A 10,975-nucleotide genomic window follows, 5' to 3' on the forward strand; every position below is an offset into this window, starting at 1 on the left:
CCGGGTAGTGTCTGGCCCGCTATGCCCAATGTCGCCCTTGATCACCCTTCTGTTGCCGACCGTCCGGGTCACCCGTCGCGCCGGCGTCTGGTCCTCGTCTTCGGTGCCATGCTCGTCGTGCTCGCCGCGGTCAACGTCGCCGCCAAGTACGGTCCGCCGCGTACCGGGCTGGTGGCCGGGCCCCTCGTGGCGCTCGGACTGATCCTGCTCGGCCGGCGGGTCGGCCTCAGCTGGCACGACATGGGCCTGTCCCGGCGCACCCTGGTCCCCGGCCTGAAATACGCCGTCGGCGCCGTCCTCGCGGTCGCGGTCGTCTACGCGATCGGCGTCGCCATCCCGCTCACCCGGCCCGCGTTCGACGACGTGCGCTACCACCTGCAGTTCAGCGCGGCCCTGATGACCGCGTTCGTGGTCGTGCCGCTGGGAACGGTCCTGCTGGAGGAGGTCGCCTTCCGCGGCGTCCTGCTCGGCATGGTCAACCGTCACCGCGGGGCGGTCTGGGCGAGCATCACCTCGTCGGTGCTGTTCGGCCTCTGGCACATCCTGCCGTCCCTGCGCCTCGCCCAGGCCAACCAGGCGGTGGGCGCCGTGCTCGGCACCGACCTGGTCGGCCAGGCGCTGGCGGTGCTGGGCGCGGTCGGCTTCACCGCCCTGGCCGGCCTGCTGCTGTGCGAACTGCGCCGCCGCAGCGGAAGCCTGCTCGCCGTCGCGGCACTGCATTGGGCCACCAACGGCCTGGGATTATTGGTCACCGCGGCGCTGGCCGCTGTCCGCCTCGCCTGAGATCTCTCGATCCGACGACGGCCGCCACCCCGCGGTCATCGATATGAAACCAGCAGCAGACAGGATCCGGCCGACCGCTGATACGTCGTGATCGAACGCACCCAGGAACTGGCCGGGAGCCGGCGGCCTCGCCGGGGTGTACGCGCCCCACTGAGCGCCCTCCGGCCGCAGCCAACCGGCGAGGGCTCCTCGGTGCATGACCATCTGACCCCCCAGCATGGACTGCCTCAGCGTGACCCCGTCAGGAAGCGCCGCAGCGGCTGTCCGAGCCCGGCCGATTGCTTCGGGGCGCCGGTCCTGTGTCATCGTCGATCCCCTCGGCATTGAGCCCGCGCCCGGTCCACGGGATTCCGTAGCCACGCTGACAAGGCGCGGGGGCCTCAATGGTCTGCTCGCTCGTCCTGCCTCCAGGGTCCATCGGAAGACCGCGCCTGCCCATGGCGAGGTGGTATCCCTTGACGGGATCGCCCATCGGCGGGCCAGGATGGTTCAGCGCGCGACCGCGCATTTCACCGGAGGAAGATCAGTCAGATGCCTGAGATTCCCGGCTCCATCTGGCGTAGGCCCGACATGCTCGCGGCATTGCAGGCCCGTGACATCGCTCAGACGTTCCGGTTGATCCGTCAGTACGCCGGGATGTCGCAGACCGCCATCGGCAGCCTGACCGGAATGAGCCAAGGCAAGATCAGCGAAATCATGAGCGGGAACCAGCGGGTGATTGCGCTGGCGGTGTTCGAGCGGATAGCCGACGGCTTGGGTCTTCCCGACACGGCTCGCGCAGCTCTGGGCCTCGCTCCCCGGGCAGCGGACGGCATCCCGTCCCAAGATGGCTCCAGGGCGACCGCTTCGGGCACCGTGGTTCCCGCCCGTAGCGTGGAAGCGAGCCGGCCGAGAGAGGACGACAGCGTGCAACGCCGTACCTTCGTGGGCCTGACCGCCGCCACGATCTTCGGAGGCGTCCGGCCCGACAACGCCCTCGAAGAGCTAGCCGCAGCGCTGACCGAGTGCTCCCCGCCGGTGGCCGGCGTCCCGACGCTGACCTCGATGACGGCTGCCGTCACTCAGGCAAAGCAGGACTACCAGGCGTGCCGGTACGGCGACGTGTTGACCATGCTGCCAGCGTTGCTGCGTTCCCTCCGTGCCGCATGCACGTCACTCGACGGCGACGACCAGCGACGAGCCCAGGCGCTCTCCGCCGAGACGTACCACGTGGCCGCCTCGGTAATGCTCAAGCAGGAAGACAAGGGATTGGCCTGGCTTGCCGCTGATCGCAGCGTGCGGGCCGCCGAGCTGTCCGAGGCGCCGCTGATGATCGGCTCCAGCGCCCGAATCATCACGCACGCCCTCATGGACGGAGGTCACCACCGGGCCGCCGCCGGTAACGCCAGCACTGCGGCCCGGCGCATGGACACCAGTCTCGGCCAGCCGTCAGACAACGACCTGTCGGTGTACGGCGCGCTGCTCCTGCGAGGAGCCATCGCCGCAGCCCAGCGCGGGGATCGCTACACCGTCGCCGAGCTGTTGGACGAGGCCGAGCAGGCCGGCCGTCGTCTGGGCCACGACGGCAACCACATGTGGACCGCATTCGGCCCGAACAACGTGCTCTGTCACCGGGTCAACGCCGCCCTGACGATGGGCGACGCCGGTAGCGCGATCGAATACGCCCGCCAGGTGAGCATCGACGCCCTGCCCATAAACGAACGCAGGGCCACCCTGCTGCTCGACACCGCCCGCGCGTTCGTCATGTGGGGTAAGCACGAGCGTGCGTTCCAGGTGCTGAGAGCGGCAGAACAGATCGCTCCCGAGGAGATCACCGGCCGTCCCGCCACGCGCCGCCTGGTCGGCGACCTGGCGACCACCGCCCCGATCAGCGTCCGCCACGAAGCCCGAGAGTTCGCCGACGCCCTCGGAATCACCGCGTGAATTCGGCCGGCAAGCTTCTCTCCGTCATCGTGTGCGCCGCCGGCCCCGCCGGCGAAGCCGGCCGACTGGTCACACTCGCCCAGGACGACGGATGGACTGTCCAGATCATCGCCACCCCGCCGGCGCTGGACTTCATCGACGCAGCCGCCCTGGAGAAGCAGACCGGCCGGCCCGTGCGCAGCCGCTACCGCACACCCGGCGAACCCAAGTCACCACGAGCGGACGCCATCATCGTCGCGCCGGCGACCTACAACACCATCAACAAGTTCGCGCAGGGAATCTCCGACACCTACGCGCTCGGATTACTGGCTGAGGCACCCGGCCTCGGTATCCCCGTGGTGGTGCTGCCGTTCGTCAACAGCGCCTTGGCGGCGCGGACAGCATTCCGCCGAAGTGTCGAGCAGCTGCGCTCCGAAGGAGTGCGCGTCCTGCTGGGCCCGGGAGAGTTCGAGCCCCACACCCCCGGCTCGGGTGGCGACCTCATTGATGCCTATCCATGGCAACTCGCCCTGCAAACGCTGAGACAGGCTTGAAGCCTTGTCGCCGTCGTATCGCGACGGTCTGCCTCGGCCGACCTAAACGGTTCGCTACTGCCGGGCGCCTGATGCATGGTGTGAGCCGTGACCAGGGTTCGGAGATTCACGGACGCCGACGCGCCGACGGTGTGGGCGTTGAACGACTTGCCCAATATCGGCGCGACGGCGAATCCCTCCGTTCCTCTACCGCTGCCGCCGGCGGCGAGCCCGCCCGTCAACTTCTCCGATCTGGCCGACATCACCGGTTGCTTCCTGCGCACCGGTGGCGAATTCCTGATCGCGGAGCTGGACGGTCATCTTGTCGGTATGGGCGGCCTCCGGCCGTCGGGAGAGCAGCGGGCAGAAGTCTTGCGCGTGCGGGTGCATCCAGCGACCCGCCGTCGCGGCGTCGGACGCGCAGTGATGACAGCTTTGGAACAGCGTGCCGGGGAACTCGACATACGCGCGCTGCACCTGGACACAGCGACGAACCAACCGGAAGCTATGGCCTTCTATGACGGCCTCGGATACCGAGAGGTGGGGCGCGAACGCCGGCCCAGTTGGTCATGGACCTTGGTCTACTACGCCAAAGAGCTGTGAAAGGCCCTGGGCCTCACGCGTCCTCGATCCTCCCGCTGACCTTGCGACGCCAACCAGCACCGACCGCGACCCGATCGGGCTCACGGGACGACCAGGCCGGTCTGGTAGGCGATCACCACCAGCTGGGCCCGGTCGCGGGCGCCCAGCTTGCCCATTGCCCGGCTGACATGGGTGCGGGCCGTGTCCGGGCTCAGATACAACGCCGCGCCGATCTCGTCGTTGCGCAGGCCCTGACCGACCAGCGCCAGCACCTCGCGCTCGCGGTCGGTGAGCACGGACAGGCGCTCGGCGCCGGCTCGGCCGGCTGAGCGGCCGGCGGTGAACTGGGCGATCAGGCGCCGGGTGATCCGTGGCGCCAGCAGCGCGTCGCCTGCGGCGACGACGCGGATGGCATGCAGCAGTTCGGCCGGGCCGGCATCCTTCAACAGGAATCCACTGGCACCGGCCTGCAGACCGTCGAAGACGTACGCGTCCGTGTCGTACGTGGTCAGGATCAGCACCCGCACCTGTTCCAGTCCGGGTGTGGCCGCGATCCGCCGGGTCGCCTCGATGCCGTCCAGCACCGGCATGCGAATGTCCATGAGCACGACGTCCGGCCGGGCGGAACGGGCCAGCTCGACGGCTTCCGCGCCGTTGGCGGCCTCGCCGACCACCGTCAGGTCGTCCTCGGTGTCGAGTAGCAGCCGGAAACCGGAGCGCACCAACTGCTCGTCCTCGGCGAGCAACACCTTGATCGTCATGTGTAGGCCGGCGTCAGGGGCAGCCGCGCGGTGACCGCGAAGCCGCCGCCGGGCAGCGGACCGGCTTCCAGTTCGCCGCCGAGCAGCTGGCATCGTTCCCGCATGCCGAGGATGCCCCGGCCGGGTCCGTCCGCACCGCAGGGCGCGCAACCCGGGCGTGGGCCCTCGTCGGCGACCCGCACCCGCACCGCGTCAGCGCCGTAGTCGACGGCGACCGTGACCCGGGTCGTCCCGGCATGGCGAATCACGTTGGTGATCGACTCCTGCACGATGCGGTAGACGGCGGTGCCCACCGCGGTCGGCACCTCGGCCGGCGGCGGGCCGCCGGGGAAGTCGACGTCGAGGCCGGCCTGCCGGGCTTTCGCGGCGAGTTCGCCGATCTGCCCCAGGCCGGGCAACGGCGCCAGGTCGTCGTCGCCGTCGCGCAGCACACCGAGCACCGCCCGCATCTCGTGCAGGGCCCGGGAGCTGGTGCGTTCGATCACCTGCAACGCCGCGCGGGCCTGCTCGGGACGCTTGTCGAGCACGTGCGCGGTGACGCCGGACTGCACGTTGATGATGGCGATCGCGTGCGCGACGGTGTCGTGGACCTCGCGGGCGATCCGGAGCCGCTCCTCGTCGACGCGGGCGCGGGCCTCCTGCTCGCGGGTGCGTTCCGCCAGTTCGGCGCGGTCGACGGCCTCGGCCGCGATGACCCGCCGGGAGCGGGCGCTCTCACCCAGCGCGGCGCTCATGATCGAGGCGCCGATCCGGAAGAACACCCAGCCGATCGCTTCCGGCGGTTCGATGTCGGCGGCCGCGACCAGCCAGAACGCGGACAGGAGCAGGATGCCGCCGCCGGCGATCAGCACCGACTGCCGCCCGTCGCCGTGCGCGGTGACCGTGTAGAGGGCCACGAACAGAGCCAGCCACCCGGGCCCGTCCGGCAGGTCGAGCGCGTAGTAGCTGAGGCTCGCCAGCGCGGTGACCGCGAACACCGGCACCGGCCAGCGGCGGCGAACCGTGATGGCCGCGCCGCTGACGATCAACAGGGCGTATCCGGGCGGTTCCAGCCCGTCGGGCCCGGCGTGGGCACGCGTGACGGTGCCCTGGACCTGCATCACCGTGATGAAGACGGCCAGCAGCAGGTCCTGCACCCAGGCCGGCAGTCGCAACCACCGCATGCCGCGATCATAGGACGCCGGCACGCCCCCTTTCGTACGCCGAGAAGCGTCCCCCGCGTACGCCGGGCGGCGTAGTGGTTGCCGCGTTCCGGCAGACGCGGGCAGCGGCTCCCGGGCCCGACGATCGGATGACAGACCGACCGAAGGGAGAGGGTGATGTTCGGATATGAGGTCGGCTCCGGCCGGCTCGTGCCCACCGTGGTCGCCGTGCTCGGCCTGGCCAGCGTCATCATCGGATGGCGTGCCGTGTTCCGTCCCGGCGCTCCCGGCGCGTGGGCGGCGATGCTCGCGGGCCTGTTCAGCGTGGCCGTCGGCGGAGTGCACGCGGCCAACGCGGCCGGCGGCCTCGGCACCGGCAACGGCTTGGCCGGCGCCGTCATCGCCGTGGGGCTGGGCGTGCTCGGCGCCGCCTGCGGCGTCATCGCCGTGACCCGCGCCCGCCGCCGAGCCGGCGAGGCCGCCGCCGCACGCCGGCCGGGGTGAGTTCGATCGGGACGTGCGCTCCGGGCGTGGTCGAGCCCAGAATGATCAACAGTATGCCGGTCAGCAGCCGCATCCGGTGCTGCCGCAACCGGCGGCCGGTGCGGCGTGCCGGGCGGAGCGGCGCCGGTGCAGCCACCACATGCCCAGCGCCAGCGCTGCCAGGCCGGCAGCGGCGGCCAGCAGGGCCTGTTCCAGCATCGCGGCCCCGGCGCCGGTGAGCACGCCCGCGGCGATCAGCAGGGGCAGCGCGCAACACGCGGCGCAGGCCAGGACGGCCAGCCCGCCGGTGATGCTGCTCCGGCGCGGCGGAGCGTTGTCGACGACCACCGGAATCGGGGGTGGAACGGGGTGGTTCATGCAGGTCCTCTCGGAGGCGTGGTGCCGATGATCAGGTGAGGCCCGGCAGGGCGGTCATGACGTCGGTCCCGCGGCGACGGCGCTCGCCCGCTGGGCGAGCGAGGCGAGCACGGCGGCGTGAGCAGCCGGAACCTCGATGTCCAGCACCACGGCTTCGCCGTCGGTGGCCGGCCGCGGTGTGGTGGTGAAGGCGAAGAACGAGCAGCACTCCGTTTCCCGAGCGGTCAGGTCCCGCACCCGGGCCGCCAGCCCGGCCGGGCCGGTCAGATGCAGCCGGGCGTGGGTGGTGTCGATCTGCTCGACGGCACGGACCGCGGTGGCGAACAGCTCGTCGAACTCCGCCAGCCGCATCGGCCGCTGTGCTGTCGGCAACGTGCACGCGTCCGGAACCACGAAAGACATGCTGACCTCCTCGAACAGGGCGCCTCGAGCGCCGTCCGTTCGACGGTAAGCCGGTACCTGGGTACCGGATGCAACCCCTTGACGGCCGGGCGTCGGTCAGAGACCTCGGCCATCGGCTGTCACCGTGCGGGCCAGCCGATCCAGATGCGCGCGCACCGCGCCGACCAGGTCCAGGCCGCCTCCGCTGAGGACCCACTGCAGTTGCAGCCCGTCACTGGCCGCGATGCACTCCCGCGCCACCGCCACGCAGTCCGTCCCGGGCCGGAACTCGCCGCTGTCGACCGCGGCCCGCAGCCGGCCGGCCAGGCCGACCAGCGCGTTGTCGTAGCGGGCGGCGAACAGGCTGTGTGCCGGGCTGGAGGCGTCGGCCGCCTCCGCCGACACCAGCACGGTGAGTTCGATCAGGCCCGGTTCGGCCAGGTGGCGGCCGGTCACCTCGACGAGTTTGCGCAGCACGTCGCGGCCCGGGGCGCCGGGCGGCAGCTCGCCGAGCCAGGCCGCGGTCGTCTCCAGGCGGCGTTCGGCCACGGCCAGCAGCAGGTGCTTCTTCGACGGGAAGTGGTGCAGCAGACCGCCTTCGGTGAGCCCGACGTCCGCGGCGATGCGGGCCATCGCCGTCCGGTGGTAGCCGCCGCGGGCGAACTGGCCGGTCGCCGCGTCGAGGATCGCCTGCCGGCGGGCGATGCCGACCCGGTATCCGCCGGGCGTGCGCCGGGGCATCAGGGCGCCTGCCGGTGCACACCCGGCGGCGGCACCGTGACGCCGTCAGGGCGGCGCCGTACGCCGGCGCTCAGCCGGGCACGGGCGTCACCGGTGGGCATGGTCGCCAGCATGCACGGTGAAAACCGGGGCCGCTTGGTTTTCGGAACGGCGGAATCGCACCCGGAGGTCCGTATCGTCAGCAGTGATGATGCGATTTCTCCGGAATCTGCGGATCGGCGCGCGCCTGGGTGCGGCGTTCTTCGCGATCTGCGTCTGCATGCTCGCCGCGGTCGGCGTCGGGCTGTGGGGGCAGGAGCGGGCCCGCCAGGCCACCCGCGATCTGGTCGCGGCGAACGCGGTCAGCGCGGCGGCGCTGCAAGCGAAGTTCCGCACGGCTGACTTCAACGGCTGGCAGACCGGGTATGCGTTCGACACCATCCGTGGGGTCAAGGGCGCCACCGAGGACACGGTCGGGCAGCGTGCGTCGTTCCTGGCCTCCAGCGCCGCCTTCCAGGACGACCTCGCCAAGCTGCGCGGTCTGCAGGAGGTCATCGCGGAACGGGCTCTGATCGACACCGCCGAGGAGGCGTTCGACCAGTTCATGGCCGTCGACGAGCGGATCATCGCCGGTTACCGGTCGGGCACCCGCGCCGGCACCCAGCAGGCGAACGCGCTGGTCTCCGGCGAGGCCCTGGAGTTGATGGCGACGATCGTCGGCGCGGTCGACGAGCTGGTGGCGCTGACCGCGGCCCGTGCGGCCACCGCCCAGCAGACCGCCGACGACGCCGCCGGCACGTCCGAGACCTTCATGGTCATCGCCGGGCTGCTCTGCCTGGTGCTGGCCGTGTTCGTCGCGCTCGTGGTCACCCGCAGCATCACCCGGCCGCTGGCTGCCACCGTCGCGGTGCTGCGGACGGTGGCCGACAAGGATCTGACCGTGCGGGCGCCGGACAAAGGCCGCGACGAGCTGGCCTCGATGGGCCGCGCCGTCAACCGCACCCTTGACGTGCTGCGCGAAGCGTTCGCCACGATCACCGAGAACAGCCGCACCCTCTCCGACGCGGCCTCCGAGCTGACGGCGACCTCCGCCCAGATCTCCAGCGCTGCCGACTCGGCGTCGGGGCAGTCGGACAGGATCGCCACATCGGCGGAGGAGGTGTCGCGCAGCGTACAGACGGTGGCTGCCGGAACCGAGGAGATGAACGCCGCGATCCGCGAGATCGCCGACGGCGCCGGCCGGGCGGCCGGCGTGGCCGCCGCCGGGGTGGAGAGCGTGCAGACCGCCAGCGAGACGATCAGCCGGCTGGGACGGTCCAGCGGCGAGATCAACGGCGTGGTCGCCCTGATCACCTCGATCGCGGAGCAGACGAACCTGCTCGCGCTGAACGCGACCATCGAGGCGGCCCGCGCCGGTGAGCTGGGCAAGGGCTTCGCTGTGGTCGCCGGGGAGGTCAAGGACCTCGCCCAGGCCACCTCTCGCGCCACCGTCGACATCGGTGACCGGGTGCAGGCCATCCAGGAGGACACCGAGGCGGCTGTCGCCGCGATCGCCCGGATCTCCGAGATCATCAGTGAGGTCAACGAGCACTCCAGCACGATCGCGGCCGCGGTCGAGGAGCAGACTGCGACCACCGCGGAGATGGGCCGCAGCATCGCGGAGGCGGCAACCGGCTCGGGGGAGATCGCCGCCGGCATCACCGGTGTCGCCACCGCCAGCCAGGACACCGCGCACGGGGTGGTGCAGTCGCGGGACACCGCGGAGCAGCTGGCCGGCATGTCGCATCAGCTGCGCGACCTGGTGGGGCAGTTCCGAGTCTGACGCCCGGGTGGCGCCGCGGCGGGGACGGCTGACAGGATCCCCGCCATGGTTCCGGCGACGCATGACCTGATCCGGCGCATCGTGTTCGACCCCGGGTTCTGGGCGGGCTACCGGGACTCGGCGGGCGGCTCTCCCGCCTCGGCTGTGCAGCTGCGGCTGCTCAGCGCGGGGGAGCGGAGCCTGGAGATCGAGGCGCTGCTGAACCCCACCCTGATCCGGGTCCGGCTGCGCCACGGTGCCGACGTGCTGCCCCAGCTGGGCTACGACGACGACGCGAGTGCGTACCTTCCCTGGTTCTTGCGATGGGCCGAGCTGGACCGGATCGCTCAGCTCGCCGCGCTGCGTGATCCCGGCCTGCGGCATCCGGGGCCGCTGGTCGCGCTGCTGTCCCGGTTCACGCCGATGACCAGCGACGCGGAGCTCGCGCAGGCCCGGCCGGTGCTGGCGGCCGCGTTGCGCAGCCTGGGGCCCGGGCCGGAGCACGAGGAGCAGGTGGAGTATCACCTGCGTCACTGGCATCGCTGCGCCGAGCAGGGCGGTTACCGGTGGGCCGAGGACGGCGCCGGGTGGGTGCTGCACGGCGAGTGCACGATGCGGGAGCGGGCCAACCCGGAGTTCCCGCACCGTGACCTGGCCCTGTTCCTGGCCGATGTGGAAGCGGAGATCGCCCGGCTCAGGAGCTGAGGATCCGGGCCAGGAACGGCCGGACCAGCGCGACCACCTCGTCCAGGTGGGTCTCCAGCAGCCAGTGCCCGCCGTCGAGCAGATGCAGTTCGGCGTCCGGCAGGTCCCGCAGGTAGGCGCGTGCCGCGTCGGCCGGCATGTAGCCGTCGTGCGGCCCCCAGACGATCAGCGCCGGCGGGCGGTGCTCGCGCAGATAGGCCTGCTGCGGGCCGAACCACTGCCGGGTGTGCCGCTGATCGGCGAGCAGGTTGGTCAGGTGCTCCCGGCGCTGCGGGGTGTTCAGCTGCGCCCAGGACAGCGTCCACAGGTCCGGGCTGATCCGCTCGGCGGTCTCCGCCGGCACCTCGCCGCGGAACTCGTCGCGGAACCCCTCCAGGCTGACCGCCGCGGCCAGCTCGGCGCGGCCCTGCGGAGTCGGGTCGTCCCAGAACTTCTTCAGCGGCGCGTACCTCGGACCGTGCTGATCCTCGTAGATGTCGCCGTTCTGGATGATCAGGCCGGCCACCCGGTCGGGGCGGGCCAGGGCCAGGCGCAGCCCGTGCTGGGAGCCGTAGTCGTGCAGGTAGACGGCGTACCGGTCGAGCTTCAGGGCGTCGGTGAAGCGTTCCAGGAACGCGGCGTGCCCGTCGAAGGTGTAGTCGAAGTCGTCCGGGGTGGCGGATTGACATCCTCTCCGCCCTGAAGGACGGAGATTCCCTCCACGCTGCGGGTGGAACACGCGGCGTCCGGGTGGGTTACCGCTTCTCTGCGCGCCGCCGGGACGAGTCCCGGTCTTACGTGCGCTCCACGGTCGTTGAAGTCCGC

At 71.4% G+C, this 10,975-nt stretch carries 13 protein-coding genes; 7 read left to right on the top strand and 6 right to left on the bottom strand.

What is annotated here, in order from left to right; genetic code table 11:
• Positions 1-108 precede the first annotated feature (108 nt).
• The 4 genes from AB0F81_RS17555 to AB0F81_RS17570 all read left to right on the top strand — a co-directional run bounded on the left by AB0F81_RS17555 (position 109) and on the right by AB0F81_RS17570 (position 3,821).
• The gene (locus AB0F81_RS17555; protein WP_360198119.1) at positions 109-783 is read left to right on the top strand and encodes a CPBP family intramembrane glutamic endopeptidase; all 675 of its coding nucleotides are present in this window, start codon (positions 109-111) and stop codon (positions 781-783) included.
• Positions 784-1,314: 531 nt separating this feature from the next.
• Positions 1,315-2,706, top strand: a complete 1,392-nt coding sequence (locus AB0F81_RS17560) for a helix-turn-helix transcriptional regulator (protein WP_360198122.1) — start codon at positions 1,315-1,317, stop codon at positions 2,704-2,706.
• Positions 2,703-3,239: a flavoprotein gene (locus AB0F81_RS17565; RefSeq protein WP_360198125.1), complete on the top strand. Its 537-nt coding sequence runs from the start codon at positions 2,703-2,705 to the stop codon at positions 3,237-3,239. The genes AB0F81_RS17560 and AB0F81_RS17565 overlap by 4 nt, the downstream gene beginning before the upstream one ends.
• A gap of 129 nt (positions 3,240-3,368) precedes the next feature.
• Positions 3,369-3,821, top strand: a complete 453-nt coding sequence (locus AB0F81_RS17570; protein ID WP_360198155.1) for a GNAT family N-acetyltransferase — start codon at positions 3,369-3,371, stop codon at positions 3,819-3,821.
• 80 nt (positions 3,822-3,901) lie between these two features.
• Here AB0F81_RS17570 and AB0F81_RS17575 read toward each other — a convergent pair whose 3' ends face one another.
• Together AB0F81_RS17575 and AB0F81_RS17580 are read right to left on the bottom strand one after the other, a co-directional pair.
• On the bottom strand, positions 3,902-4,561 hold the full coding sequence (locus AB0F81_RS17575; protein ID WP_360198128.1) for a response regulator transcription factor: 660 nt from the start codon (positions 4,559-4,561) through the stop codon (positions 3,902-3,904).
• The gene (locus tag AB0F81_RS17580) at positions 4,558-5,724 is read right to left on the bottom strand and encodes a sensor histidine kinase (RefSeq protein WP_360198131.1); all 1,167 of its coding nucleotides are present in this window, start codon (positions 5,722-5,724) and stop codon (positions 4,558-4,560) included. The genes AB0F81_RS17575 and AB0F81_RS17580 overlap by 4 nt, the downstream gene beginning before the upstream one ends.
• A gap of 156 nt (positions 5,725-5,880) precedes the next feature.
• On the opposite strand from AB0F81_RS17580, the gene AB0F81_RS17585 reads away from it, so the two are divergent.
• Positions 5,881-6,207 (top strand): DUF6223 family protein, encoded by a 327-nt coding sequence (locus AB0F81_RS17585; RefSeq protein WP_360198134.1) that lies wholly within the window; start codon positions 5,881-5,883, stop codon positions 6,205-6,207.
• Positions 6,208-6,267: 60 nt separating this feature from the next.
• Here the strand turns inward: AB0F81_RS17585 and AB0F81_RS17590 are convergent, their stop codons facing one another.
• From AB0F81_RS17590 to AB0F81_RS17600, 3 genes are all read right to left on the bottom strand, one after another.
• On the bottom strand, positions 6,268-6,564 hold the full coding sequence (locus AB0F81_RS17590) for a hypothetical protein (protein ID WP_360198137.1): 297 nt from the start codon (positions 6,562-6,564) through the stop codon (positions 6,268-6,270).
• Between the two features lie 54 nt (positions 6,565-6,618).
• On the bottom strand, positions 6,619-6,966 hold the full coding sequence (locus AB0F81_RS17595; protein ID WP_360198140.1) for a hypothetical protein: 348 nt from the start codon (positions 6,964-6,966) through the stop codon (positions 6,619-6,621).
• A 96-nt stretch (positions 6,967-7,062) separates the two neighbouring features.
• A complete protein-coding gene (locus AB0F81_RS17600) occupies positions 7,063-7,686 on the bottom strand; it encodes a TetR/AcrR family transcriptional regulator (protein ID WP_360198143.1) in 624 nt (207 codons plus the stop codon).
• Between the two features lie 187 nt (positions 7,687-7,873).
• On the opposite strand from AB0F81_RS17600, the gene AB0F81_RS17605 reads away from it, so the two are divergent.
• On the top strand, positions 7,874-9,487 hold the full coding sequence (locus AB0F81_RS17605; RefSeq protein WP_360198146.1) for a methyl-accepting chemotaxis protein: 1,614 nt from the start codon (positions 7,874-7,876) through the stop codon (positions 9,485-9,487).
• Between the two features lie 45 nt (positions 9,488-9,532).
• Complete coding sequence (locus tag AB0F81_RS17610) at positions 9,533-10,171, top strand: hypothetical protein (RefSeq protein ID WP_360198149.1); 639 nt, start codon at positions 9,533-9,535, stop codon at positions 10,169-10,171.
• On the opposite strand, the gene AB0F81_RS17615 is transcribed toward AB0F81_RS17610, so the two are convergent.
• A partial coding sequence (locus tag AB0F81_RS17615; RefSeq protein WP_360198152.1) for an alpha/beta hydrolase occupies positions 10,161-10,975 on the bottom strand: 815 nt, incomplete at its 5' end. The two genes, AB0F81_RS17610 and AB0F81_RS17615, sit on opposite strands and share 11 nt — an antisense overlap.

Source organism: Actinoplanes sp. NPDC024001 (genome assembly GCF_040638955.1).
Taxonomy (GTDB): Bacteria; Actinomycetota; Actinomycetes; order Mycobacteriales; family Micromonosporaceae; genus Actinoplanes.

What these genes read in the sequence shown, in the direction of transcription:
- AB0F81_RS17555 (WP_360198119.1), top strand. Translation starts at nt 109, where the DNA reads ATGCTCGTCGTGCTCGCCGCGGTCAACGTCGCCGCCAAGTACGGTCCG.
- AB0F81_RS17560 (WP_360198122.1), top strand. Translation starts at nt 1,315, where the DNA reads ATGCCTGAGATTCCCGGCTCCATCTGGCGTAGGCCCGACATGCTCGCG.
- AB0F81_RS17575 (WP_360198128.1), bottom strand. Translation starts at nt 4,561, where the DNA reads ATGACGATCAAGGTGTTGCTCGCCGAGGACGAGCAGTTGGTGCGCTCC.
- AB0F81_RS17580 (WP_360198131.1), bottom strand. Translation starts at nt 5,724, where the DNA reads ATGCGGTGGTTGCGACTGCCGGCCTGGGTGCAGGACCTGCTGCTGGCC.
- AB0F81_RS17585 (WP_360198134.1), top strand. Translation starts at nt 5,881, where the DNA reads ATGTTCGGATATGAGGTCGGCTCCGGCCGGCTCGTGCCCACCGTGGTC.
- AB0F81_RS17590 (WP_360198137.1), bottom strand. Translation starts at nt 6,564, where the DNA reads ATGAACCACCCCGTTCCACCCCCGATTCCGGTGGTCGTCGACAACGCT.
- AB0F81_RS17595 (WP_360198140.1), bottom strand. Translation starts at nt 6,966, where the DNA reads ATGTCTTTCGTGGTTCCGGACGCGTGCACGTTGCCGACAGCACAGCGG.
- AB0F81_RS17600 (WP_360198143.1), bottom strand. Translation starts at nt 7,686, where the DNA reads ATGCCCCGGCGCACGCCCGGCGGATACCGGGTCGGCATCGCCCGCCGG.
- AB0F81_RS17605 (WP_360198146.1), top strand. Translation starts at nt 7,874, where the DNA reads ATGATGCGATTTCTCCGGAATCTGCGGATCGGCGCGCGCCTGGGTGCG.
- AB0F81_RS17610 (WP_360198149.1), top strand. Translation starts at nt 9,533, where the DNA reads ATGGTTCCGGCGACGCATGACCTGATCCGGCGCATCGTGTTCGACCCC.